Here is a 24,367-nt window from a genome sequence, read left to right as displayed (position 1 = left end):
ATATTGTATATTTATAGAGTCAATTAAATATTTATTAATTTTAAAAACTTTAAAAACTTAATTTTACTAGAAAAATAATATATACAAGTGGATTTTTATACAAAAACAGTGCATAGTAGTATTTTTATTTCACTTCAAGTACAATAAAACAATACATGTATACATACAGGCGGGGAAAAACATGAATGAAAAATTAATTGAGAAAATGATTATAAAAAGTTTTCGGCAATATCAATGTAATCCTGTTTCAAAAGAGGATCAGGAAATGCTAATTAAACATATTCAAATGATAATTCATTCCAATACTGAAATTGATGTATACGAGGCAGTTGAGGATATCGTTTACGATTATGTGACTGGAAAATAAAAAAATAGGAGATTTCCATATGGAAATCTCCTATTTTTTACTTAATGATTTGCCTGCAACACGTTCAAATAAACCTGGGAATAATGCGTAGAGCTTTGGCCCCATTCCCATCCACTTCGGCAAGTTTACTTCACGTTTTTTCGTTTGCATCGCCTTTACGATTTGTTCTGCTACATATGTTGGTTTTAACATGTAACGTCCCATATTTTTCACATATGTACCTGATTGATCGGCTATTTCAAAAAAGTTCGTATCTATCGGTCCTGGGTTAATTGCTGTTACATACACATTTGTGTTAGATAACTCCATACGCAAACTATTCGTAAACCCTAATACAGCGTGTTTTGTTGCTGCATAAGCACTTGACTTCGGAGTTGCAATTTTTCCAGCCAATGAAGCAATATTAATAATTTGTCCTTCGTTCCTTTTTACCATATAAGGTAATACCGCTTTCGTACAAGCTACTAATCCAAATACATTTACTTGAAACATATCCTTTACTTCATCTATTGACGCATCTTCAAACGTTTTAAAAATACCAAACCCAGCATTATTTACCAATATATCAATACGTCCTACTTCTTGTAATACCTTTGAAAAAACAGATTGTACTTTCGTTTCTTCACTTACATCTAATACATAGTAATAGCAAGGCGTATTATAAGTTGCTTTAATTTTGTCTGCTAATGCTTGTAGCTTCTCTTCTGTTCGAGCCATTAATACCGGCGTCGCCCCTTGCTCTGCAACCTGCATTGCAACTTGCTCTCCAATTCCACTAGAAGCACCTGTAATGACGATTACTTTTTCTTGTAAACGTCCCGTCATTGCTGTCACCTACTTTGCATAATAAATCAATTGTTGTGAAGATTCATCAATCATCACTTGTTGATTATATGCTAAAAAGTCTAATTGTCCAACAGTTTCTGAGATAGTAAGTGGCAATTGCTCTTTATATAATACCGGAAATAGTTTTACACATACTTCAAATGCTGTCATTGGCTTTTCCTTTAATAACTCCAGCACTTTAAAAGCACGTGTCTCTTGCTTTTGTAATCTTGTTTCAATAAGTTGTTTCACATTCAGAACATCTTCCCCATGCCCTGATAAAATACGTGAAATATTCATTTCGCTTAAACGTTTTAACGTTTGATTATACTGCAATAAAGGATGCGCTCTTTCTGTTTGCCCTTCATATGGTGGTTCTAATATTGGATTTGAAGAAATATGACTAATGAGAGCATCCCCACCAATTAATATTCCATCAGATTCTCTATATAATGAAATATGAGTGGAAGCATGACCTGGGGTTTCAATCACTATAAATCCAGGTAACGAATCTATACGATCTCCCTCTCTCACAGTATGTGTTAACGATCTATTACAAGAATATTTAAGTGTCTTCGTCGTCAATAGCGCCTCACCATTCAGAAATGCTGCTGGAACGCCGAACTGCAAGGCTGTCTCTTTAAAAAATTCATGATACCTCTTTAAAAATTCAGCATTCTGTGTAATCCACGGTTCATTCCAAGGATGTCCGATAATCTTTACTTTTTCAGAAAATGTATTTAAAAGTCCGCAATGATCCGCATGGTGATGCGTAATCACTACCGTTTCAATATCTTCTATCTTATACCCTAATGCACCTAATTGACTTGCTAGTGCCTTCTTTGCTTCTTCTGTATTTGTCCCTGTATCAATTAACGTTAATGTTTCTCCCTCAACTAAAAACACATTCACTGTCTCAACTGCAAATGGAACAGGAATCTCCATTCGATGAATCGCCGTCATGCTTAGTCCCCCCTGTCTTTTTCCGGTTCAAAAATGAATACCTCTTCAGTTTACAACTTCCCTATAAATTTGTCATTATTTTCAGATAAAAAGAGGTGTTTTCCATAAAAAAACGAATGTATGTACATTTATAAGTATTTCTAACCAAATTTAAAGGAGGCACATCATGTCTATGCAAAACATTTCCTTTCTCGGTGCAGGCTCTATTGCCGAAGCGATTATTGGTGGTTTATTAAATGCAAATGTTGTTAAAGGGGAACATATTACTGTGAGTAATCGTTCTAACGAGACAAGATTACAGGAGTTACATACAAAATATGGTGTCAAAGGTACACATAATAAAAAGGATTTACTTGCTGATGCAAATATTCTTTTTCTAGCTATGAAGCCAAAAGATGTCGCAGAAGCGATTATTCCTCTTAAAGAATATATAAATAATGACTTGCTTATTATTTCGTTATTAGCAGGTGTTTCTACTCATTCAATTAGAAACCTACTTGAAAAAGACGTTCCGATTATTCGTGCAATGCCAAATACATCTGCGGCCATTTTAAAATCCGCTACCGCTATCTCACCTTCAGAACACACAACGGAGGAACATATTCGCATTGCAACATCATTATTTGAAACGATTGGTCTCGTCTCTGTTGTAGAAGAAGAAGATATGCATGCTGTCACTGCATTATCCGGGAGTGGACCAGCTTATATTTATTACGTGGTAGAGGCAATGGAAGAGGCAGCAAAAAAAATTGGTTTAAAAGAAGATGTTGCAAAATCACTTATTCTTCAGACGATGATTGGTGCTGCTGAAATGCTAAAAGCAAGCGAAAAACACCCTTCTATTTTGCGAAAAGAAATTACTTCTCCTGGGGGAACAACTGAAGCAGGTATTGAAGTGTTACAGGAGCATGCTTTTCAACAAGCATTAATTTCCTGTATTGCACAAGCAACGAAACGCTCACACGATCTTGGAAAAACATTAGAAAAAATAGCGAAAGAAAAATAAAAAACGGAGCTCAACTTTACTTGAGCTCCGTTTTTTATTTTAATCATATGATATGCATTTAGTTATTACTCTTACCAAAAATCTCTTCTTGCAGACGACGACCTGTCGGTGTTGCTGCAAGTCCACCTTCTGCTGTTTCACGAAGTGCTACTGGCATCGTTTGTCCAATTCTAAACATCGCCTCAATGACTTCATCACATGGAATTGTACTAGTTACACCAGCTAATGATAAATCAGCTGAAATCATGGCATTCGCAGCTCCTGCTGCATTACGTTTTACACAAGGTACTTCTACAAGCCCTGCAACAGGATCACATACTAAACCAAGCATATTCTTTAATGAAATCGCCATCGCTGTAGCTGCTTGATCTTGTGTTCCACCAGCCATCTCAACTGCTGCTGCCGCTGCCATTCCACTTGCTGAACCTACTTCAGCTTGGCAACCTCCTGCAGCGCCGGAAATACAAGCATTATTCGCAACAACCATACCGAAAGCCCCTGCTGTAAATAAAAATTCAATCATTTCTTCACGTGTAGGCTGTAATTTTTCTTTCAATGCAAACAGTACACCTGGCACTGTCCCAGCAGAACCTGCTGTTGGTGTTGCACAAATGATTCCCATCGCTGCGTTTACTTCATTTGTCGCAACCGCTTTACTCACTGCGTCCAAAATTGTATCCCCAGATAAGCCTTTTCCGCTCTTCATATACTCTCGAACTTTCACAGCATCTCCGCCAGTTAAACCCGTCGGTGATTTTACACCACGAATACCACGTTCTACTGCTTGTTCCATCACAACTAAGTTCTTTTCCATACCAGCAATTACTTCTTCACGTGAAATACGTCTTGTATCCATTTCACATTGAATCATAATTTCTGCGATTTTTACATTTTGCTCTTTAGCTTGCGCCACTAGTTCCGCTGCGTTCCGAAACATGGTGTGTCCCCCCTGCAATTAATCCATAATAGTTACTTGACAAATATTTTGTTGCCCATTTATTTCCGCGATTACTTCATCTGCTAATAATTCATCTGTTTCAATGACCATAAGCGCTCTTCTTCCTTTTTCTTTACGAGAAACACTCATTGTACTAATGTTAATCTCGTGTTTCGCAAGGATTGAAGCTACAGCTGCGATAGCACCAAAGCGATCGTTATTTACAATAAGTAGCGCTGGACTCGTGCCTGTTAATTGAAGATCGAATCCGTTTAATTCTACAACTTCAATTTTACCGCCACCAATTGAGCAAGCAACAACTTCAATTTCCTCTTCACCTTTATACAGACGAATTTTCGCTGTATTTGGATGCGGAGCATTTGCATCTTCTTCAATGAATTCCACTTCAATCCCGCGTTCTTTTGCAATATCTAACGCACTTGGAATACGTAAATCATCTGTTTCAAATCCTAGTATTCCACCGATTAGCGCTACATCCGTACCGTGACCACGGTATGTTTTTGCAAATGAACCATATAATGAAATGCTAACTCTCTCTGGCTCATGACGAAACAGCTGACGAGCAACTTGCCCCATTCTTGCCGCGCCTGCTGTATGTGAACTTGATGGACCAATCATAACCGGACCAATAATATCAAACACTGAGCGGTACTTCATCATAACTCCCCCTAAACCTCTATGAAAATTTTTTCTACTATTCTATTAAGCTGCCACATCTGTTGCTTTTCCAGCCGTACCACGAATTTGCTCCGCTGTACGAATTGGATGGTTTTTGAACAGCAGTGGACCAATATATCCTGAAATAATACCAGATACCATAATACATAAGAAATATAGCATTACTTTCATTTAAAACGATATAAGATAACCAGCAATAAATCCTGGTAGCAATCCAAAGTTTAACACAGAAGCCATTGCAAGCATAGCATAAACAGGTGATATAACCATTGCTAATACACTAAATTTGCACCCGCTACTCCGCCTAGACTACCTGCTGATATTCTGAACTCTTTTAAAGAGTGGTATACCAATTAAATCTCCACCAACTTATTATTAAAAAGCTTCTACTAAGGCACTTGCAACAGCTACACTAGCTAATCATACCGTTTAGCTAAAAAGTGAAAAAAGACTTAGTACAAATAATAATAATATCTTTCCTATTATAATCTCCATATTACTCTCTCATGGTTTAGTCAACTTCACTTGTTACGACAATGACTAAAATGCATGTGACTTATAATAAATTATAATCTGCCCTCATTATAGCTTGTTTTTTATAAAACGCTTACTTTTGTTGAATTTTAAAAGTTCTGAATAAAAGTCCCTTTCTGCTATTTGTATCACTTGTATGTCATCTGACTTATATAACAGTTTTTCTAAATAAACATTATTACGTATTTTCACCCTATATATTCAAACCATTCTAAGTTTCTGTATCATCCAAGTATAAGTATAAAATAATAACAGTTTTATTTTTAAAATTTTTTAGACATAAAAAAATGGTAAACACAAGTTACCATTTTTCGGAAATTATTATCTTTCTACTGGGAATGATTTTAAATCCATTGCTATTTCCGTATTAGAAAATAACTCCCTTGCTTCTTTCAATAATTCCTTATATGTATCTCCTTGATAACGAGAACTAATGTGAGTCAATATTAATCGTTTCGCATTTGCATTAAGTGCAATGCTCGCAGCTTGCTTAGATGTGGAATGAAAATAATCATGCGCTTGCTGTTCATCTTCTGCCGCAAAAGTTGCTTCATGAACAAGTACATCAGCATCTTGCGCTAGCTCTCTACTCGCTTCGCAATATCGTGTATCACCTAAAATGGTAATAATTCTTCCCTTTTGAGGCGGACCGATAAAATCTTTTCCATTTAGTACCGTACCATTCTCTAATTCAACTACTTCTCCATCTTTTAAACGCTTAAAGATTGGCCCCGGTTTCACACCCATTTCGAGCAATTTATCGACTAAAAGAACACCTTGTATATCTTTCTCTACAATACGATATCCAAAACATTCAATGCCATGTGACAATTTTTTCGTTTCTACATAAAACTCATTATCTTCAAACACAGTACCTTCTTCTGTTATCTCAACGATTTCAAGTGGATATTTCACATGTGTCGTACTTACTGATAATGCCACTTCAATAAATTGTTTAATTCCTTTTGGTCCGTACACTGTTAATTTTGTTGTTCCACCTTGAAACGAACGGCTACCCAATAAACCCGGCAATCCAAAAATATGATCGCCATGTAAATGCGTAATAAATATTTTTTCAATGCGGCGTGGACGTACAGACGTATGTAGTATTTGATGTTGCGTCGCCTCGCCACAGTCAAATAACCAAGTCTGTCCTCGTTCTTCTAACAACTGCAAAGCAATTGCTGAAACATTCCTTCCTTTTGAAGGAACACCTGCACCAGTTCCTAAAAATACAAATTCCACTTTCTTTCCTCCAGCTCTTTATATAATCTATCTTTCATCTTACGGAATGTTATTTCAAATGGCAAATTGAATTTACATAACCAATCATCTAGACAACTATATAACACGAACGTTATACTTAAAAAACTTAGCAATCGTTCGTGTTTTATGGTAAAATAATTGTACTACATTTTAAGGGAGCGTTTTATTATGAAAGAAGTATTTCGTTTACAAACTGATTTTTCATCTTCATTTGATCGCTGGGTAAGTTCTTTCGTGTCTGATCACCCAGCACAATTAGAATGGACGACTTTAAAAGAATTAATCAATGAATATACAACATCACATACAAATGAGACGTTACCAACATATATTTCTTCAGCTTTAACATATTACGCACAACGTGTTTCAACAACAAGCAACTCAGAAATTGTTATTTTTGAAAATCCTACAATCTCATAAGTATAAATAAAAAAGCACTGGTTACAGTGCTTTTTTATTTATACTTATTTAACAAATGATCATATTCCGTCCAAAAATCTGTATACATACTCCGATCAAATTCATCTAAAATTATCTTTTCACTTGATTTATTAAATAATTCAATTGCTTGTAGCGCAATTGAAGCAACTACATTGTATCTTTTTTTGTTAATACCTTGTTTTTATTTAATATCTATAAGTAAAACAGTTTTTATTGATTGAAAAACTTTGTGTAATAATATGTTTTATAAGATATTTGTTAAAAAGTTATAGTTAATATTAAAGAAATATTAATATTTAAAAATCCATATATATTATTTTACTTTGTGTGCTATATTTTTTAAGGGCTTACAAGTAAAAGAATAGGAGGAGAAAAAATAAAAAAAATAACAGTTCTAACTTTAACGGCAGGCATAGCCTTATCAAGCTTTGCAGCATCAGCAGCAGCAAAGTCTAATCATGAAGATAGACCCTGGTCAAATGTATATCGTGTTTACAGTCCTAATGATGAAACACCATCTCAACCTAAATATAATAGAACAGCTTATTATATGAGAGTAGACAACATGTCGGGATTAGATGGATATTTCAATGCCTGGGCTGCATTAAAAGATGGTACAGATGTTTCTGATGGTCATTCATACAAAATGCGTGATGGTCAAGAAGAATTCTTATACAATTTAGCAGTTGAGAAATATAATTCTGGTATCAAGGTTAAAATTGATACTAGAAGATGGGCTGAGGGTACAGCAAGCGGTGTTTGGAGCCCGGATAGTATTCGTAAATAATTATATAAAAAAATGAACTTATAAATATAATACTTTATATTCTTGTAAGCCGTTCCTCGTAACATTACATATTTTAAATGTTACGAGGAGTATATTTGAATTTTTAAGAGGTGAAACATGGGTACTTATTTTAATGAAAGAATGACTAATAGAAATTTTTATTTTTCGCTTATGTTAGGAATAGCCTTATCTTGTGTATATATATTATATTATGTAATTCCACTAACCGATAAAAGGGACGTTATCTTCACTCCATATACAACTTGGATGGGAATTAATAGTATTGTAACACCTTCCTTTTTATTTTTCTTTATACTTCCAGTGATTGCAAGTTTACCTAGTTCATCAATCTTTCAGGAAGATAAAAAAAATGGTTCTTTTTTGTTTGTAATTATGAGAAGTAATTATAAAATGTATTTTCTTAAGCTGTTTAGTAAGACCTTTCTTATCGGTGGCATTGTCGTTATTATTCCATTGATTTTAAACATTTTTTTATCGTTTATGTTTCTTCCAGATATAACTCCTGACGAAATTTTAAATTCCAATATAGGGATGTATGAGCGAGCAACCTTTTTTATTAGTATATATTTCACTAACCCTTTCATCCATATGTTGTTATATATATTTATAGCGTTTGTTTACGGTGGAGCATTTGCTTTGTTTTCTCTTAGTGTATCCTTTTATGCAAAGCATACTTTTATAACTTTATTAAGTGCTTTTTTATTACAACTCTTTTTAATGATAATTAATTTGTTTTATGCTACGCCTCTTGCTCCCATATATTTCTTATCTGAATCTCATATATATCATGGAGCAAATATTATTGTCTCTATTTTAGTGTTAGTAGGGATTTTTATTTTATCGATAGTTTTGTTTTTAAGGGGAGTAAAACGACATGTTATTTTATAACCTTTTGAAAATGTATTTATTAGAGTTGTTTCAAAAACGATGGTTATTTGTGATTAATATTTTATTTCTTATAGCCGGTGTGTCTATTCCCTTGATTAGAACCTTTTACTTTTTATCTAATAATTCTTTGTTTTCATTTCTTATTTCTGCAAGAGATATGAAAATAGTGTTATTTAGTTATCTCCCATTATTATTGCTTTTTTTCTATTCGTTTAATTATATGGATAAGAACGTTTACGTGTATTTTAGACATAAAAATCGTCAATCATATTGTGTTCATTTAATAATAAAGATTGTAAGTTTAGCAATTCTCTATTCGAGTATCTATCTGTTAATTGTAGGAATTAATTTTTTAATTGTAAGAGAAAAAATAGTAATGTGGTTGCTTCCATCTTCAAGTTGGTTAGTAATTACATATTTTATAGTATCGTTATGGCTAGTAACTGTAGCAATATGTATTTTTGCACAAATACTAGTTTTTTTCGTTAAAAATAAAGCTATTTGTATTTTTACTATTTACTTTTTTATTACAATTGATCAGTTATTAGAAAAAAATTATAATTTTTCTTTATTTTGGTCAAAAGGTTTGATTTTTCAAGAAAAAGATTTGTTTCTAACAAGTATAAGTTTGATGAAATTAGCTTTTATATTAGGGATTATTAGTATTTTATTTTCCATATTGAATATTTGTTTACACCGGATGGACTTATATAACGGAAGTGATTAATTACGATGAATAATAGTGTTTTTTATAAATTATTAAAAAGGGATTTAATATTAAGCATTCATATTATGAAATTAAGATTGATAATAGCATTTATTGTTTATAGTGCATTGGTGGGGGGAGCGGTATTTTTATTAAAGCAATCAGCCCAGTATAGAGAGCTACCTTCAAATGCTATAACGGTTCTTGATGTTTTATATGAATTACTAAAAGGGATATCTTTTAAAGAAGTTGAAATGGGGCGATTCCAGCTTCCAGTAACATGGCTTATATTGCAATTATCTTATTGTTTTATATTAGGTACTTATGTAAGAGCTGATTTTATACAACAGACACCGTATCTTTTAGCAAGGAAAGTGTCTAGGTATCAAGTGTTGTTTAGCAAGTTTATTAGTACAGGTATATTAGCTGTTTGTATAACTCTATTATTTTATATTGCCATGTTCTTCTGGGGAGGTGTTTTTTGTTCTTATCAATTTAACTGGGGAATATATACAGAAAATATTAACCCTAAAATTTATAATTACATAAAAGAAATTATTTTTGTTATAAAAAGCTTTACTTTACAAGTAATAACATCTGTCTTATTAGTTTGGGTTTATTTAATTGTAGCTACTAAATTAAAAAGTGTTATTTCATATGTGGTAATTATTGTGATTATTACTATGACTATATTTATACCGGTTATATGTAATCCATTCGATAGTATGTTAATCCGTAAAAAATTATTTTACGTTAATAATGAACATTTTCTATATTCTATTTTCTTTTGTGCGCTTTTTTTCTATGGATAAGTGGTTATTGGGTAGGGAAAACATTTGAATTTGTTAATAGAAAGGATGATTCTGATGATATACATTGAAGCTAAGCATGTTTCTAAAGTGCTAAAAGGCAATATTATTTTAAATGATGTTAATTTAGAATTAGAAAAGGGAAAGATTTACGGTTTTAAAGGGAGAAATGGTTCCGGTAAAACAATGCTTTTTAGAGCTCTATTAGGATTGATGAAAATAGATAGTGGTGAAATATTAATAGATAGAAAAATAATTGGTATTGATCATCCGTTTCCTGAAAATACAGGTATTATCATTGAATATCCAGGATTCATTCCAGACTATACAGGATTTAAAAACTTAAAACTATTAGCTTCTATTCAAAATAAAATAACTGATACAACAATTAGTGAAACTATGGAGCTCGTAGGATTAAATCCAGAAGATAAAAGAAAAGTAAAAAAATATTCACTTGGCATGAAACAAAGATTGGGTATAGCACAAGCAATTATGGAGAGCCCTAAGTTATTAATTTTAGATGAGCCTACAAACGCTTTAGATGAAAATGGAATTAGGGATATAACTAAAATCTTATTAGATTTAAAGTCTAAAGGTACAACTATATTAGTTGCGAGTCATGATAGTGAAACATTAAATTTAATTGCAGACAGAATATTCCTAGTTGAAAATGGTAAAGTATCACTATCTTCAAAGATGTAGAGGGAGAAAGATATGAATAAAAAACGATATGTTTTTATGATTATTTGTACATTTTTTATATTAGGAGCATGTTGGAGATATCAGGTAGTAAATAATTTAAATGAATCTTATATTGTGAAATCAGAGAATATTAATCTAGGTCAATCATTTAATACAGATATATTTAAATTTAGCATTAATTCTTTCAAGAAGAAACAAGTAATTGATGATAACGGAAATAAAGAAATTCATTATGTTTTTGATATTGAGGCAACAAATAACACGCAAACGGAACAAACAATTTTTACAGATTTGCATATATTGGCACCTTTAAAAGGAGTTAATAAGACGAATGGAATGTTTAATGAGAGTACGAAGAAAACAATAATTTCATGGGAAAGGTTACAAAACCATAAAGGCATTGTAACAATGAAAATGAGGGAAAGTTGGGGAGTTGCACTTAATACACCTGCGAAATTAGTATATCTAGGCGAAAAAAATGGTAAGAAAATAAAATACATATTAGATTTACCTAACAATTAAAGGCCTAATTTGCTTGTTGATTTCTGAATGAGATGAAATCACCTTTTCCATTAGATGGTTTGTAATATATAATCTTGCTCTTACTATTAAACAAAGAAAATATTCCTACTGTGGTGCAAATATGAAAAATATACGTTATCAATCTACAAATGCCAATAGAGCCCCGAAAGAGGTTCTATTGGCATTTGTAAATTTTAACAAATCCTTTAAGGAAAAAAGCATAAAAATACTTTTAAGATTCTCTCATCCATGCTCATTTGTGTAACAATCGTTCCAGCTACGTTTAAATAAATTTCTCCATGAAAACATAAATCTTTTCGCTCATTAAACAAACACTTCTGATTCTCAATATTTATTATAAAATTTGGTGGTTCCATTATACATGCACTTCTTACAAAACATTAATTTTCCCACATTATCTATAAACAACATAACCACTCCATTCCATATATCCATTATAAATCTATTTAATTTTTCAAAAAAACAGATTAAAAAGATATTGACACTACGATTTTACAGTGCTAACATTCAACTTGTAATTGAATATGGTCTCTGTTAGGTGAGGCTCCTGTATAGAGAAACGCTGCTGCCCAAAAATGTCGAGAGACGCCAATGGGTCAACAGGAAAGGTCGGAATGAAGGCCTTTCTTAACGTAGCTGGTTTCAGTACCTATGCTATACAGTGCTAAAACTCAACGAGGGAGAGGTGCGTATGTTTTGTCATACACAAAAACTGTTTTTATCTATGTTTAATAACAGTCTTTGTTGTTGACTCTTTTTGACTACGAATTCAGACCTTTACTCTTTTTGAGTAAAGGTCTTTTTATGTCTTTATGCACCTTACTATGAAACAAACATAGCATATTCAGAAACTACTAATTGTACGGAGGTGAGGAACAGTGGCAAGTGATGATTCGGCCCAGATACCCATATGTTTTACGTTAATATTTCACCATGTAGGTAGGAAAGAAACTGTTCCTCCCAATTTTAAATAGTCGAGTAACAGATTGTTTCCTCCTTCATGAAAAAGGAGGAACTACCAATGTTAAATTTACAAAGACAAGAAACGAAGCATGCTTACGATCAGGATAGCATGAAAATAAATAACGAATTATTAGTGGAAGTTGCAACACAAGATGTAAACTCTGCATTAAAACTTCTAGAAACAACAGAAAATGGACTCTCTAAACAAGAAGTGTCTCGTAGACTTTCTTTATATGGTCCGAACGAAATTGCTCATAATAAAACATTGCCCTGGTACATTCAATTTCTGCTGGCATTTAAAAATCCATTTATTTTTGTTTTATTAGCTCTTGGAGCACTCTCTTTTTTCACAGATGACATAAAAGGAACAATTGTCGTATCTGTAATGGTACTGCTAAGTTCAACGATTCGCTTTTTACAAGAATTCCGCTCTCAAAAAGCCGCTGATAAGTTAAAGGCTATGGTTCGAACAACCGCGAGCGTCTTTAGAATAGATGGATTTGTACACGAAACAAAAAACGTAACGAATTTAAATCGAAATTATACAATAGAAATTCCAATTGAAGAGCTTGTACCTGGCGATATTATTTCACTTTCAGCCGGTGACATCGTTCCAGCTGATGTGCGCATTTTATCGGCTAAAGATTTATTTGTTAATCAGTCTTCATTAACCGGGGAAGCACTTCCTGTAGAAAAATACGAAAACTGCTACCATACAGAAAATAAGCATACCTTACCGAAAAACATGAAAAAAAATTACAATCCGCTCGATATGGAAAACCTTTGCTTTATGGGTACAAATATTGTTAGCGGTAGTGCAAAAGCTATTATTATTTCCACTAGTACGGATACGTATTTCGGCTCTTTAGCAAAAAAAGTGATCGGAAAACGTGCAGAAACAAGCTTTGATAAAGGTGTAAACAAAGTAAGTTGGCTCTTAATCACATTCATGCTTATTATGGCACCTATTGTCCTTCTCATTAATGGATTCACAAAAGGAGATTGGCAAGAAGCTTTCTTTTTTGCTATTGCCGTTGCAGTTGGTCTTACACCTGAAATGTTACCAATGATTGTAACTGCTAATTTAGCTAAAGGCGCCGTGAAAATGTCTAAGCAAAAAGTTATTGTAAAACAGCTAAATTCTATTCAAAACTTAGGTGCTATGAACATTCTTTGTACAGATAAAACTGGGACATTGACAGAGGATAAAGTTGTTCTTGTCCGTCATTTAGATCCTAACGGTAATAAATGTGATCGTGTATTACACTTTGCATATTTAAATAGCTTCTATCAAACGGGATTGAAAAATTTAATAGATAAAGCTGTCATTGAACATACAGAGGAAAACCATAAATTTGATCCATCAGCTTTTCATAAACTAGATGAGATTCCATTTGATTTCGCTCGGCGTCGTATGTCTGTCATCGTGAAAGATATTTCAGGTGAACATACAATGGTTTGTAAAGGTGCCGTAGAAGAAATTTTATCAATTTGCAACTACACTGAAGTGGATGGGCAAATTGTCCCTCTTACTGAAGAAGTGAGAGAAAATGTAAAACATCTTAGCGCAACTTTAAATAGTGAAGGCATGCGTGTCATCGCTGTAGCATACAAAAAAGATAACAAACCTGATCACAAAGCTTATGCAGTAAAAGATGAATCCGCTATGATCCTTACTGGATATATCGGCTTTTTAGATCCACCTAAACCATCTGCTGCTTCTGCAATTCAAGCATTGCAAAAACACGGCGTACAAGTGAAAATCTTAACTGGCGATAACGAAATTGTTACAAGAAAAGTTTGCAAAGAAGTTGGATTAAATATAGGTGAGCCTATCCTTGGTTACGAAACCGATTCTTTACCTGATAAAGTATTAGCAAAACTGGCCGAAGAAACAACTGTATTTGCTAAACTAAATCCAATGCAAAAATCGCGCATTATACGAGTATTACAAGGAAATGGTCATACTGTAGGGTATATGGGAGATGGCATTAACGATGCTGTAGCACTACGTGAAGCTGACGTTGGAATATCTGTTGATACTGCAACTGATATCGCAAAAGAGTCTTCCGATATTATTCTACTTGAAAAAAGTTTAACTATATTAGAAGCGGGTATTTTAGAAGGACGCACTACGTTCGGAAATATTTTAAAATATATTAAAATGACGGCTAGCTCTAACTTTGGAAATGTATTTAGTGTGTTAGTGGCAAGTGCTTTCATTCCCTTTTTACCGATGCTTGCCATTCACCTTTTAATTCAAAACTTGCTTTACGATATTTCACAGCTGTCTATTCCATGGGACAAAATGGATAAAGAGTTTTTAGAAAAACCGAGAAAATGGGATACTGCAAACTTACGGAACTTCATTATTTGTATCGGTCCAATTAGTTCCATATTTGATATTATCACATACGTAATCATGTGGAATGTCTTCGGTGCAAATACACCTAGCGAACAATCATTATTCCAATCTGGTTGGTTTGTCGTTGGACTGCTCACACAAACTTTAATCGTTCACATGATAAGAACACAGAAGATTCCATTCATTCAAAGTACTGCATCAGCACCGGTACTTTTATTAACCGCTTGTATTATGGCAATCGGAATTTATATTCCATTCTCACCACTTGGTGCGGCCGTTGGTTTACAAGCATTACCACTTAGCTATTTCCCTTGGCTAGTAGGAATATTATTAGGCTATACTTTCTTAACACAATTCCTGAAAAAAGTTTATATTAAAAAGTTTCATAGCTGGTTATAAAGTGAAACTTTAATCAGTGGGGGTTTTGTTCATCCCCCACTGATTATTAGCCTTCACCAATCGGGCTTTTACGGGCAGTTGATCCCCCGCCTAACTTCTTTACTTTCGCTGAATTTTGAGCTGGGGGTCTTACTGCCCGGCAAATAGCGGGATAAAAACGAGAATGAGTGGGTACTCCCCACTCATTCTTAAAAACATAACACGTACTTATATGTATGGAGGTGACCATGATGGTATGGTATGACATTGTATTAAGATTATTTATCGCAATTATTGTAGGTGCTTGCATCGGAATGGAAAGGCAATGGAGACACCGGATGGTCGGACTGCGGACAAATGCTCTCGTATCACTTGGTGCCTGTATATTTGTTTTATTATCCGTCATGCTCGATCATGATGCTAGCCCCTCATGTATTGCTGCTCAAGTTGTTAGTGGGATTGGCTTTTTAGGAGGCGGTGTGATTATCCGTGACGGTTTTAGTATTAGAGGATTAAATACTGCGGCTACTTTATGGTGTGCTGCTGCTGTCGGCACTCTTACAGGCGCTGGTTTTCTCGTTGCAGCTATATTAGGTGCAGCCGGCGTTTTACTAGCAAATATACTACTTCGCCCGATCGCTCTCTTTATGAATAAAAAATCAAAAGAAGAATCACCTGAACAAACAAACTACTTCCTTTCTCTTACTTGTTCCGAAGAAAATGAAGCACATATTCGTTTTTTACTCATGCACATGGTAAGTACAGAAGGTCTCGGTTTAAAAGAGTTATATAGTGAAGATGTAGATTCTAACCAAAAAGTCTGTATACAGGCTACATTACATTGCAAGACAAATGCGGCTATCTTAATTGAAAAAATAGTAAGTAGAATGTTATTAGAATCTGGCGTTACTGCTGCTGGTTGGAAGACTTCTTTAGATTTAGAAGCGAGTTAAATATGAAAGGTGTCATGATAGTTACTACTTCATGACACCTTCTACATAAACTTATTTTCTAACTTTTGTTGAAACGACTTCTCTTGCCTACGTAGTAGTTGACTACCTCGTTGTAAAAGCGGTGTTCCATACTTATCATTAATTTGATCAATGACAGCAAGTAGCGGTTCTTTTTTCGCATCCTCTTCAAATGAAAACAAATCCAATTGTTTCACCGATTCTGTCTTCCACTCTATTTCAGTAGCTGTAACACCTAGTAAACGAACGGAATCACCGTCCCAATGTTGCTTCCATAAACGGGATGCTGCTTGAAAAATATCGCGTTCTTCCCAAATGGCATTTTTCAATTGCTTACTCCGTGTTACTGTTCGCCTATCATGGTATTTAATCATAATTTGAATATTATAGCTGACAAGAGTTCGCTTTTGTAACCTTTTACTCACTGATTTTGATAAACGTTCTAACATATCAAGTAACTCTTTCTCTTCATCCATATCCTTTGAAAAGGTCGTCGAATTACCGACACTTTTATGCTGTCCCATTTGACTCGGATCAACTTCTCTATCATCTATACCTTTTGCACGCCTTTGTAAATCAACACCGTGCTTTCCAATCTTAGCGCGAATGATATACTCGTCTCCCTTTGCCAATTGTTCAATTGTCTGTATATGAATATCATTTAATTTTTCAGCTGTTTTCTCACCAATTCCATGCATGGCTCCAACTGAAAGTGGCCAAATCAATTCTGGAATATCACGTTTTCGAAGCACAGTAATACCAAGTGGTTTTTTCATATCTGAAGCGGTCTTTGCTAGAAAAAGATTTGGAGCAATTCCAATACTACACGGAAGCTGTAACTCTGTTAACAACGCTTGTTGAATCATCTTTGCTATTTCAAGAGGCGAACCGAGTGCATAGCAATCTGTGATATCTAAATATCCTTCATCTATAGAGACTGGTTGTATCTTTTCTGTAAAACGTGAAAGGATTTGAAACATTTGAAATGAAGCTTCACGATATATTGTAAAATTAGGACGCCTTACAACTAATTGTGGGCATAACCTTTTCGCTTCCCAAAGAGGCATCGTCGTACGTATTCCATATTCTCTCGCCTCATAACTACACGTTATAATAATTCCTTTTCTCTCTTTTTCATTTCCAGCAACCGCTAATGGCTTTCCTTGTAATGATGAATCATGAGCAATTTCAACAGATGCGAAAAAACAATTCATATCTACATGTAAAATAACACGACCATTTTTCGGATACATTTCTCGCATACTACTCACTCCTTTCGAAGAACATCTGTTCTTTCATTATACCAAATTCATGTACAATATAATAATTACTTATTCTTTTTATCCTTATTTTTGCTATACTTAATACGAAATATGGATATTATTGTAAAAGGAGTGACTTATTATGAAATCAAATAGTAAACTTAACTATACCTTTCTCATTATTATATTAATCCTCTTCATTAATTACTTACTACTCCCGATTTTTAATATTAATACAGCTGGACTCCTCCCTCGTTTACTAGGTATCGTAACAACTTATATACTGCCATGGATTTTCTTATATTGGTTTATCCGCCTAGTGAAAGCAGTTGAATCAAAATAAAAAAGACGTGTAAACCATAATTGGTTCACACGTCTTTTTTATTTTATTACTTCGCTACTTCTTCAATAATTGCAACAACTAATTCTGCTGTTTTCGCTAATTCTTCAACAGGAATCTTCTCGTTTGTTGTATGAATTTCCTCATAACCAACTGCTAAGTTAACTGTTGGAATACCGTGTCCTGCAATTACGTTTGCATCACTTCCGCCACCACTTTGGTGAAGAGAAGGTGTACGACCAATTTTTTCAGCTGCACGTTTTGCAACTTCTACAACGTGATCGCCAGCAGCAAACTTAAATCCTGGATACATAACGTTTACTTCAACGTCTGCATGACCACCCATTTCTTTTGCAGTTGTTTCAAATGCTTCTTTCATTTTCGCAACTTGTGCTTCCATTTTCTCGTTGATTAAAGAACGAGCCTCTGCAAAGATTTGTACATGATCGCAAACGATATTTGTTTGTGTACCACCTTCAAAACGTCCAATATTTGCAGTCGTTTCAGAATCAATACGACCAAGTGGCATCTTCGCAATTGCTTTCGCTGCGATAGTAATTGCAGATACACCTTTTTCTGGTGCTACGCCAGCATGAGCTGTTTTCCCGCGAATAATCGCATTCACTTTCGCTTGTGTTGGCGCTGCAACTACAATTTCACCAACTTTTCCATCACTATCTAATGCATAACCATATTTTGCTGTAATACGTTCACGGTCTAACGCTTTTGCACCAATAAGACCAGATTCTTCTCCAACTGTAATAATAAATTCAATTTTACCATGAGGAATGTTTTTCTCTTTTAAGACACGAATTGCTTCAAACATAGATGCTAATCCAGCTTTGTCATCGGCTCCTAAAATTGTAGTACCATCTGATACGATATATCCATCTTTAATAGAAGGCTTAATTCCATTACCAGGAACTACTGTATCCATATGAGAAGTGAAATAAATTGTATCAACACCGTCTTTTGTTGCTGGTAAAGTACAAATTAAGTTACCTGCGCCATGACCAGTCACACCCATCGTGTCATCCTCAAATACTTCTACACCTAAAGCAGTAAATTTCTCTGTTAACACTTTGCAAATTTCTGCTTCAAATTTTGTTTCAGAATCTACTTGTACTAACTCCATAAATTCATTTACTAAACGTTCTTGATTAATCATAAGACTGCGCCTCCTGCACTACCATTATGTATGTAACAACATTAATTATAACAGAATTTCGCAAAAGTTTCGAAATACAAGACAAAAAACAGATGGTTAACACATCTAGATACCCATCTGCCTTCTATTACTCGTTTAACAACACCCACCGCATATGATCTTCCCAGACGCCATTTACCATTAGCATTTTTCGAGACACACCTTCATATTGAAATCCTATCTTCGTCACTACTTGTATAGATGCTAAATTTCGTGGCATAATCGGTGCTTCTATACGATGTAAATGAAATTCCCCAAAAGCAACTTGAATTGCTTTTCTAAGCGCTTCTGTCGTATAACCTTTATTTAACTCTTCCTTATCTAATTTATAACCGAGTACACAAGATTGATAAATACCACGAACAATTAAATTAAATGATATACAACCAATTATTTTCGTATCATCACCCTTTTTAAAAATCCATAGCCTGATGATTTTACCTTCTGCAAACTCTTTTCTATCCTTTTGTAACTTTTTATTTTGATAATCTAATGTAAAAAAATCCTCCGGTCTATACTCTTCCCAAGCTTTTAAAAATTCACGATTTCTGTCGTAATATTGAAGAACTTTTTCAGTATACGACTCATCAATTTCTCTTAAATGTAAACGATCTGTTTCGTATATTTTCATCATCGTATCTCCATTCTTCATGCTTGCATAACAAAAAACTAGTACTCTATCTTTTAATATATTCTCTACACACGCACAAATTTCCTGTTATACTTTACACACACTTCTCGAAATTTGTCATTTCTCTCCCCTTGTCCACAAATCCATTTCTAGTTACAATAAATTTGTACTGATTTGCAAGGAGGTTTAACGATGCATAAAAAAGCTCAAAAAATTATGGTTTATATAATGCTAATTTCTATGCTTGTAACAACATTACTTACTGGCGCAAGTATGTTTTGGTAAAAAGGACGATTCACTCGTCCTTTTTTTACTGCTTACACATACAAAATAGACCATCTCGAAATCGAGATAGTCTATCTTGTAATGAACATTTTATTTTATATATATAACAATTGCTACAATGCTAAAGGAAAAAGCCATTACAAGTGCTATTACAAAACTTGTATATTGTTTCTGCTGAAATGCCCCAATAACAAAAGTAAGATTGAGTAATGCCATAAATACAATCGCTACAACGTAAGAGCATATATTAAAAGTTGCCAATATGAATGTAATAACAAATAGAAAACCAACACAAAACTGCATGTAAGAAATTTTTGGATTTAAATACATATGAGCAACCCCTTTACTCAATTATCTTTATATATTCTCATTAACGCATGGTTATGTACACATGTCAAGACAACTTATAGAAAAGAAAAAAGCCAACCGTTTCGTTGACTTTTCCAAATGCTATGGCCCCTTTTTCCTTTGCCAATTGCTGAAATGATTTTTTCGATTTCACAATCGATACTTTCGTTCCAAGTGGAATACGATCAAACAAATATTCCACATCATGTTTCTTCATTCTTATACATCCTTGCGAAATATATTTTCCAATTGAACTAGGCTGGTTTGTCCCGTGTATCCCATACTTACTTCCATCCGTTCCTCTTGCATTAAATCCCATCCACCTCGATCCAAGTGGATTTTTTGGAGAACCCCCAGGAATATCCTTCGCAATATAATAAGGATCCTTCGCCTTCAATACAATGTCAAAGGTTCCTTCTGGGGTTAATTCATTTGTTTTCCCTGTCGCTACTGGAAAAACCTTTTGGATCTTCCCATCATCAATGTAAGCTAGTTTATTCGTTGCTTTATTTACAATTATAAAAGGATCTCCAGCACGTGGATTATCACCAAGAGGCCAGATTGGTGATAGAGAAAGACATAATAATAAAGAAAGAAGATACGGCATATATAATTCCTACCTTCTAAATAAGTTCTTTTATATTATCCTTTCCCTTAAAACGACTTTTAATGAGTAAATATTGCTCCATTTCATAAACAAGTTGAACGAGTTTTGCACGTATTTCAAATTCTTCTCGCGAGACTGGTAAAGGCATTTCTCTAAATACTTCTCGCATTTCTTGAAGTTGTCTTAACGAAATGACTCCTGTACTTTCAGGACGAATAGAATTTCCTATATTTTCGATTACGTCTGCAATCATATCAGCTTGTTCATACGTCCAAGATAGTGATGCAGCTAATGGTATCATTCGCTCCAAAATTTCAAATTGTTGCATACGCATATCAAAATACCGATAATAATAGTCATCTTCACGCATAAATTCATTCTCAAGTTTTTTAAATGATAAATCTTTTGCTTCTTTCAGCATCATTTCTGTTTCAATTAATTCGGCCCCACTCCAATTACTATCTCGATTTCGTAAATAAACGACCATTTCAAACAAAATCGTTCTGAAATGGTCTTCTATTTTCCCTTGATACTCTTTCAGTTTATTCTCACTGCTTGGCATGTACATGTTTACTAATAAAGCGACACTAATTCCAATCGTTAATATAGCAATTTCATTACCAACTATAGACCATGTAATTTGCTTTAATGAATACAGATGCATAACGATAACCGAACTCGTGACAATGCCTTCTTGAATTTTGCACATAACTGCAGTCGGAATGAAGGTAAGCAGTAATACGCTAATCGCAAGTGGTGTATAACCAATGGTTTCAAAAATACAAAACGCAAATACCATCGATAATACACAAGCTAAGAAACGGTGCAACGATACTTGAACGGATTTTCGTTTCGTATTTTGCACGCATAAAATGACTAAAATACCAGCTGAACTATAAAATTCTAATCCTAATAACTGAGCAATAAAAACTGCCGCTCCCGTTCCAAGCGCTGTTTTCACTGTTCTATATCCAATTTTAAACATATCATTACTCCTATATGTATAAATGTATTTAAAAATAGTATAAAAAAAGGATGACGCAATGTCATCCTTTTCTACCTATTATTCACGTACCCTTCACATATTACAATATCTTTTGCAAAAATTCTTTTGCACGATCACTTTTTGGTGCTGTAAAAAACTCTTCCGGATTACTATCTTCTACGAGCTTTCCACCATCTAAAAAGAGAACACGGTCTGCTACTTCTTTTGCAAATCCCATTTCATGTGTAACGATTGCCATCGTCATTCCTGTCGTAACTAATGATTTCATAACTTCTAACACTTCTTTCACCATTTCTGGATCTAACGCAGAAGTCGGTTCATCAAACAACATAACTTCCGGTTCCATCGCTAACGCTCTTGCAATTGCTACACGCTGCTTTTGTCCACCTGAAAGGCGATTTGGATATGCATCTTTCTTATCTAATAACCCCACTTTCTCTAAAAGTTTCTCAGCTTTTTTTTCAGCCTCTTGCTTCGTTACTCCTTTTACATTGATAGGAGCATACGTAATATTTTCTAATACAGTCATATGAGGGAATAAGTGAAAATGTTGAAATACCATTCCGACATTTTCACGAACGTGCATAATATTTGTCTTCGGATTCGTTACTTCTTCCGTTCCAATCCAAATGTGACCAGCTGTCGCTGCTTCTAGTACATTCATACAGCGTAAAAATGTTGACTTTCCAGATCCAGACGGTCCGATAATTGCAACAACTTCTCCTTTTTCGATCGTTGTTGTAATTCCTTTTAATACTTCATTTTTTCCAAATGATTTATGAAGGTTGTCAATTTTAATCACTTTTCTTCATTCTCCCTTCAATTGCCTTCCCGATTAATGTAAGAATAATTACTAACATATAATAAATAAGTCCAACAAACAGTAATGGCTCAAGATATTTAAATGTTTCACCGCCTACAATATAAGCACGGCGCATTAAATCAGTCGCTCCTATTACAGTTACTACAGCCGACTCTTTCGTAAGTGTCGCAAACTCATTCACAAGCGCTGGTAATATATTTTTTAAAGCTTGAGGAAAAATAATATTTCTCATCATTTTACTGTACGGAATACCTAAAGCCATCGCTGCTTCTGTTTGCCCTTTATCGACTGCTTGAATGCCGGCACGAATCACTTCTGACATATATGCACCTGAGTTTAAGCTAAATGCAAGTACAGCTGCTAAAAAGGCTGGTATCTCATATCCAATCATTTGCGGAACACCAAAATAAATAATCATTAATTGCAATACTAGCGGTGTGCCACGAAATATTGACGTATAAATATCTGCTGCAATATTTAATACTCGTATTCTAGCAATTTTGCAAAGTGCTAATAACGTTCCTAAAATAAATCCTACCACAGCTGATGCAGCTACAATTTTCAATGTAACTTCTAATCCCTTTAATATATATGGTATTGAAGGCGTAATTGCCGAAAAATCTAGATTCATCCTTTTCATTCCCCTCACAGAAAAGTGAAAGGCAGCTTATTTTCCGCTGCCAAACCATTTCTTCACTAATTTATCCATTTCTCCATTTTCTTTCATTTTCTTAATTACTTTATTAAATTCTTCTGTTTTATCACTGTTTTTCGGAAGAGCAATTGCTGCACCTACTTCTTCTGGTGCTTCTTGAATTTCAATTCCTTGCAAATCTTTCATTTTTTCTAAATAATTTTTTGCAACTGTGTCTTCTATAATTGCAGCGTCAAAACGACCAGCTTTAATTTCTTGTACGATTTCTGGTATACGGTCACGTCCCTCAGCTTTGAAATCGACTTGTTTTTTAAATTCTTCTGCTTTTTCTTCTTGGATTGATCCTGTTTGTACTCCTACTTTTTTACCTTTTAAATCTTCTAATGATTTAATATTAGAGCCCTTTTTTGAAACAATCATATTTTTAGCAACAAAATAAATATCTGTGAAATCAGCATTATTTTTACGCTCTGCAGTTGGTGTCATACCTGCCATAACGAAATCAACTTTTCCTGAGCTAAGAGATGCTAATAATCCGCCAAAATCCATATCTTTCACTTTCACTTCATACCCAAGTTCTTTTCCGATATATTTTGCAATATCAACATCAAAACCGATAATTTCATCACTTTTTGATGCTTCCACGTATTCATACGGTTTATAGTCTGCTGAAGTCCCCATAACAAGTACTTTTTTATTCTCAATCTTCGCCTTTTCTTCCCCATTACTACAAGCACTGAACATACTTACAATTAAAATAAGTGCAAATGATATTGATAATAACTTCTTCATCTTTCTTCCCCCTAATAATGTATATTTAAAAGTTAAATAGAATATTTATTCGATGTTTGTATTGTATCAACACTTTCATTTTTATGCAACATTTAAAATAAAAATAAACACAAAAACATTATTAAGTTCATTTTAATTGCATAAAAACATGCATAAAATATAAAATCCATGCATGTCCAATCATTATAAAAAACAAATAAAAAGACGATACACCCACTTAATCGTGGACATACCGTCTTT

The 24,367-nt window shown here is 34.0% G+C and carries 27 protein-coding genes and 1 riboswitch; of the genes, 13 read left to right on the top strand and 14 right to left on the bottom strand.

Annotated elements, in window-relative coordinates; translation table 11 throughout:
• The first annotated feature begins 181 nt into the window (after positions 1-181).
• Complete coding sequence (locus QCI75_RS06635; RefSeq protein ID WP_002160569.1) at positions 182-367, top strand: YqzH family protein; 186 nt, start codon at positions 182-184, stop codon at positions 365-367.
• Between the two features lie 30 nt (positions 368-397).
• On the opposite strand, the gene QCI75_RS06630 is transcribed toward QCI75_RS06635, so the two are convergent.
• Complete coding sequence (locus QCI75_RS06630; protein WP_353760106.1) at positions 398-1,192, bottom strand: SDR family oxidoreductase; 795 nt, start codon at positions 1,190-1,192, stop codon at positions 398-400.
• A gap of 9 nt (positions 1,193-1,201) precedes the next feature.
• A complete protein-coding gene (locus QCI75_RS06625) occupies positions 1,202-2,155 on the bottom strand; it encodes an MBL fold metallo-hydrolase (protein ID WP_144506855.1) in 954 nt (317 codons plus the stop codon).
• 166 nt (positions 2,156-2,321) lie between these two features.
• Here QCI75_RS06625 and proI point away from each other — a divergent pair, with 166 nt between their 5' ends.
• Positions 2,322-3,161, top strand: a complete 840-nt coding sequence (gene proI, locus QCI75_RS06620) for a pyrroline-5-carboxylate reductase ProI (RefSeq protein WP_144506854.1) — start codon at positions 2,322-2,324, stop codon at positions 3,159-3,161.
• Positions 3,162-3,219: 58 nt separating this feature from the next.
• On the opposite strand, the gene sdaAA is transcribed toward proI, so the two are convergent.
• The 3 genes from sdaAA to rnz all read right to left on the bottom strand — a co-directional run bounded on the left by sdaAA (position 3,220) and on the right by rnz (position 6,576).
• Positions 3,220-4,098: an L-serine ammonia-lyase, iron-sulfur-dependent, subunit alpha gene (sdaAA, locus tag QCI75_RS06615; RefSeq protein ID WP_002145856.1), complete on the bottom strand. Its 879-nt coding sequence runs from the start codon at positions 4,096-4,098 to the stop codon at positions 3,220-3,222.
• 18 nt (positions 4,099-4,116) lie between these two features.
• Complete coding sequence (gene sdaAB, locus QCI75_RS06610) at positions 4,117-4,776, bottom strand: L-serine ammonia-lyase, iron-sulfur-dependent subunit beta (RefSeq protein WP_002088527.1); 660 nt, start codon at positions 4,774-4,776, stop codon at positions 4,117-4,119.
• Between the two features lie 876 nt (positions 4,777-5,652).
• A complete protein-coding gene (gene rnz / locus QCI75_RS06605) occupies positions 5,653-6,576 on the bottom strand; it encodes a ribonuclease Z (protein ID WP_144506853.1) in 924 nt (307 codons plus the stop codon).
• 189 nt (positions 6,577-6,765) lie between these two features.
• On the opposite strand from rnz, the gene QCI75_RS06600 reads away from it, so the two are divergent.
• The 9 genes from QCI75_RS06600 to QCI75_RS06555 all read left to right on the top strand — a co-directional run bounded on the left by QCI75_RS06600 (position 6,766) and on the right by QCI75_RS06555 (position 16,153).
• On the top strand, positions 6,766-7,017 hold the full coding sequence (locus tag QCI75_RS06600) for a DUF3932 family protein (RefSeq protein WP_144506852.1): 252 nt from the start codon (positions 6,766-6,768) through the stop codon (positions 7,015-7,017).
• A 571-nt stretch (positions 7,018-7,588) separates the two neighbouring features.
• Positions 7,589-7,825, top strand: a complete 237-nt coding sequence (locus tag QCI75_RS06590; protein ID WP_353760103.1) for a hypothetical protein — start codon at positions 7,589-7,591, stop codon at positions 7,823-7,825.
• Between the two features lie 117 nt (positions 7,826-7,942).
• Complete coding sequence (locus QCI75_RS06585; RefSeq protein ID WP_144508607.1) at positions 7,943-8,734, top strand: hypothetical protein; 792 nt, start codon at positions 7,943-7,945, stop codon at positions 8,732-8,734.
• Positions 8,735-9,110: 376 nt separating this feature from the next.
• On the top strand, positions 9,111-9,461 hold the full coding sequence (locus QCI75_RS06580; RefSeq protein ID WP_353760102.1) for a hypothetical protein: 351 nt from the start codon (positions 9,111-9,113) through the stop codon (positions 9,459-9,461).
• Positions 9,462-9,466: 5 nt separating this feature from the next.
• Positions 9,467-10,252, top strand: a complete 786-nt coding sequence (locus QCI75_RS06575; RefSeq protein ID WP_353760101.1) for a hypothetical protein — start codon at positions 9,467-9,469, stop codon at positions 10,250-10,252.
• A 54-nt stretch (positions 10,253-10,306) separates the two neighbouring features.
• Complete coding sequence (locus tag QCI75_RS06570; RefSeq protein WP_002145847.1) at positions 10,307-10,951, top strand: ATP-binding cassette domain-containing protein; 645 nt, start codon at positions 10,307-10,309, stop codon at positions 10,949-10,951.
• A 12-nt stretch (positions 10,952-10,963) separates the two neighbouring features.
• Positions 10,964-11,473: a hypothetical protein gene (locus QCI75_RS06565; protein ID WP_144508610.1), complete on the top strand. Its 510-nt coding sequence runs from the start codon at positions 10,964-10,966 to the stop codon at positions 11,471-11,473.
• 544 nt (positions 11,474-12,017) lie between these two features.
• A riboswitch (M-box (ykoK) riboswitch) is annotated at positions 12,018-12,185 on the top strand.
• A gap of 330 nt (positions 12,186-12,515) precedes the next feature.
• Positions 12,516-15,221, top strand: a complete 2,706-nt coding sequence (gene mgtA / locus QCI75_RS06560) for a magnesium-translocating P-type ATPase (RefSeq protein ID WP_144508611.1) — start codon at positions 12,516-12,518, stop codon at positions 15,219-15,221.
• A gap of 230 nt (positions 15,222-15,451) precedes the next feature.
• Positions 15,452-16,153, top strand: coding sequence for an MgtC/SapB family protein (locus QCI75_RS06555; RefSeq protein WP_353760100.1), 702 nt, complete (start codon positions 15,452-15,454; stop codon positions 16,151-16,153).
• Between the two features lie 41 nt (positions 16,154-16,194).
• Here QCI75_RS06555 and QCI75_RS06550 read toward each other — a convergent pair whose 3' ends face one another.
• The gene (locus tag QCI75_RS06550; RefSeq protein ID WP_144506488.1) at positions 16,195-17,433 is read right to left on the bottom strand and encodes a DNA polymerase IV; all 1,239 of its coding nucleotides are present in this window, start codon (positions 17,431-17,433) and stop codon (positions 16,195-16,197) included.
• A 142-nt stretch (positions 17,434-17,575) separates the two neighbouring features.
• Between QCI75_RS06550 and QCI75_RS06545 the strand changes: the two genes are divergently transcribed.
• Positions 17,576-17,776 (top strand): hypothetical protein, encoded by a 201-nt coding sequence (locus tag QCI75_RS06545; protein WP_144506487.1) that lies wholly within the window; start codon positions 17,576-17,578, stop codon positions 17,774-17,776.
• Between the two features lie 46 nt (positions 17,777-17,822).
• Here the strand turns inward: QCI75_RS06545 and QCI75_RS06540 are convergent, their stop codons facing one another.
• Positions 17,823-18,941 (bottom strand): tripeptidase T, encoded by a 1,119-nt coding sequence (locus QCI75_RS06540; protein ID WP_144506486.1) that lies wholly within the window; start codon positions 18,939-18,941, stop codon positions 17,823-17,825.
• A gap of 127 nt (positions 18,942-19,068) precedes the next feature.
• A complete protein-coding gene (locus tag QCI75_RS06535; protein ID WP_142344605.1) occupies positions 19,069-19,614 on the bottom strand; it encodes a GNAT family N-acetyltransferase in 546 nt (181 codons plus the stop codon).
• Positions 19,615-19,803: 189 nt separating this feature from the next.
• Between QCI75_RS06535 and prli42 the strand changes: the two genes are divergently transcribed.
• Positions 19,804-19,896 carry a stressosome-associated protein Prli42 gene (gene prli42, locus QCI75_RS06530; protein WP_000549036.1) on the top strand — a complete coding sequence of 31 codons (93 nt, stop codon included), beginning with the start codon at positions 19,804-19,806 and terminating at the stop codon, positions 19,894-19,896.
• Positions 19,897-19,986: 90 nt separating this feature from the next.
• On the opposite strand, the gene QCI75_RS06525 is transcribed toward prli42, so the two are convergent.
• The 6 genes from QCI75_RS06525 to QCI75_RS06500 all read right to left on the bottom strand — a co-directional run bounded on the left by QCI75_RS06525 (position 19,987) and on the right by QCI75_RS06500 (position 24,127).
• On the bottom strand, positions 19,987-20,226 hold the full coding sequence (locus QCI75_RS06525; protein ID WP_002088543.1) for a DUF3894 domain-containing protein: 240 nt from the start codon (positions 20,224-20,226) through the stop codon (positions 19,987-19,989).
• Between the two features lie 64 nt (positions 20,227-20,290).
• Positions 20,291-20,851: a L,D-transpeptidase gene (locus QCI75_RS06520; protein ID WP_016106120.1), complete on the bottom strand. Its 561-nt coding sequence runs from the start codon at positions 20,849-20,851 to the stop codon at positions 20,291-20,293.
• A 16-nt stretch (positions 20,852-20,867) separates the two neighbouring features.
• Positions 20,868-21,836: an aromatic acid exporter family protein gene (locus QCI75_RS06515; RefSeq protein WP_002111713.1), complete on the bottom strand. Its 969-nt coding sequence runs from the start codon at positions 21,834-21,836 to the stop codon at positions 20,868-20,870.
• A gap of 100 nt (positions 21,837-21,936) precedes the next feature.
• Entirely contained in the window at positions 21,937-22,659 is a 723-nt protein-coding gene (locus QCI75_RS06510) for an amino acid ABC transporter ATP-binding protein (RefSeq protein ID WP_002111715.1), read from the bottom strand.
• Positions 22,652-23,311, bottom strand: coding sequence for an amino acid ABC transporter permease (locus tag QCI75_RS06505; RefSeq protein ID WP_144506485.1), 660 nt, complete (start codon positions 23,309-23,311; stop codon positions 22,652-22,654). The genes QCI75_RS06510 and QCI75_RS06505 overlap by 8 nt, the downstream gene beginning before the upstream one ends.
• Positions 23,312-23,347: 36 nt before the next feature.
• Positions 23,348-24,127: a transporter substrate-binding domain-containing protein gene (locus QCI75_RS06500; protein ID WP_144506484.1), complete on the bottom strand. Its 780-nt coding sequence runs from the start codon at positions 24,125-24,127 to the stop codon at positions 23,348-23,350.
• Positions 24,128-24,367: the final 240 nt, after the last annotated feature.

Source organism: Bacillus cereus group sp. RP43 (genome assembly GCF_040459645.1).
GTDB classification, from domain to species: Bacteria; Bacillota; Bacilli; order Bacillales; family Bacillaceae_G; genus Bacillus_A; species Bacillus_A mycoides_C.
The sequence above is the reverse complement of the archived record's forward strand: the minus strand, read 5'-3'. Positions and strand labels throughout refer to the sequence as shown.

Coding starts and splice junctions, on each gene's coding strand:
- QCI75_RS06505 (WP_144506485.1), bottom strand. CDS start 23,311: ATGAATCTAGATTTTTCGGCAATTACGCCTTCAATACCATATATATTA.
- sdaAA (WP_002145856.1), bottom strand. CDS start 4,098: ATGTTTCGGAACGCAGCGGAACTAGTGGCGCAAGCTAAAGAGCAAAAT.
- QCI75_RS06635 (WP_002160569.1), top strand. CDS start 182: ATGAATGAAAAATTAATTGAGAAAATGATTATAAAAAGTTTTCGGCAA.
- QCI75_RS06500 (WP_144506484.1), bottom strand. CDS start 24,127: ATGAAGAAGTTATTATCAATATCATTTGCACTTATTTTAATTGTAAGT.
- mgtA (WP_144508611.1), top strand. CDS start 12,516: ATGTTAAATTTACAAAGACAAGAAACGAAGCATGCTTACGATCAGGAT.
- QCI75_RS06570 (WP_002145847.1), top strand. CDS start 10,307: ATGATATACATTGAAGCTAAGCATGTTTCTAAAGTGCTAAAAGGCAAT.
- QCI75_RS06565 (WP_144508610.1), top strand. CDS start 10,964: ATGAATAAAAAACGATATGTTTTTATGATTATTTGTACATTTTTTATA.
- QCI75_RS06575 (WP_353760101.1), top strand. CDS start 9,467: ATGAATAATAGTGTTTTTTATAAATTATTAAAAAGGGATTTAATATTA.
- prli42 (WP_000549036.1), top strand. CDS start 19,804: ATGCATAAAAAAGCTCAAAAAATTATGGTTTATATAATGCTAATTTCT.
- QCI75_RS06535 (WP_142344605.1), bottom strand. CDS start 19,614: ATGATGAAAATATACGAAACAGATCGTTTACATTTAAGAGAAATTGAT.
- proI (WP_144506854.1), top strand. CDS start 2,322: ATGTCTATGCAAAACATTTCCTTTCTCGGTGCAGGCTCTATTGCCGAA.
- QCI75_RS06545 (WP_144506487.1), top strand. CDS start 17,576: ATGAAATCAAATAGTAAACTTAACTATACCTTTCTCATTATTATATTA.
- QCI75_RS06630 (WP_353760106.1), bottom strand. CDS start 1,192: ATGACGGGACGTTTACAAGAAAAAGTAATCGTCATTACAGGTGCTTCT.
- sdaAB (WP_002088527.1), bottom strand. CDS start 4,776: ATGAAGTACCGCTCAGTGTTTGATATTATTGGTCCGGTTATGATTGGT.
- QCI75_RS06555 (WP_353760100.1), top strand. CDS start 15,452: ATGGTATGGTATGACATTGTATTAAGATTATTTATCGCAATTATTGTA.
- QCI75_RS06590 (WP_353760103.1), top strand. CDS start 7,589: ATGAGAGTAGACAACATGTCGGGATTAGATGGATATTTCAATGCCTGG.
- QCI75_RS06515 (WP_002111713.1), bottom strand. CDS start 21,836: ATGTTTAAAATTGGATATAGAACAGTGAAAACAGCGCTTGGAACGGGA.
- QCI75_RS06520 (WP_016106120.1), bottom strand. CDS start 20,851: ATGCCGTATCTTCTTTCTTTATTATTATGTCTTTCTCTATCACCAATC.
- QCI75_RS06580 (WP_353760102.1), top strand. CDS start 9,111: ATGTGGTTGCTTCCATCTTCAAGTTGGTTAGTAATTACATATTTTATA.
- QCI75_RS06540 (WP_144506486.1), bottom strand. CDS start 18,941: ATGATTAATCAAGAACGTTTAGTAAATGAATTTATGGAGTTAGTACAA.
- QCI75_RS06625 (WP_144506855.1), bottom strand. CDS start 2,155: ATGACGGCGATTCATCGAATGGAGATTCCTGTTCCATTTGCAGTTGAG.
- QCI75_RS06550 (WP_144506488.1), bottom strand. CDS start 17,433: ATGCGAGAAATGTATCCGAAAAATGGTCGTGTTATTTTACATGTAGAT.
- QCI75_RS06525 (WP_002088543.1), bottom strand. CDS start 20,226: ATGTATTTAAATCCAAAAATTTCTTACATGCAGTTTTGTGTTGGTTTT.
- QCI75_RS06600 (WP_144506852.1), top strand. CDS start 6,766: ATGAAAGAAGTATTTCGTTTACAAACTGATTTTTCATCTTCATTTGAT.
- QCI75_RS06585 (WP_144508607.1), top strand. CDS start 7,943: ATGGGTACTTATTTTAATGAAAGAATGACTAATAGAAATTTTTATTTT.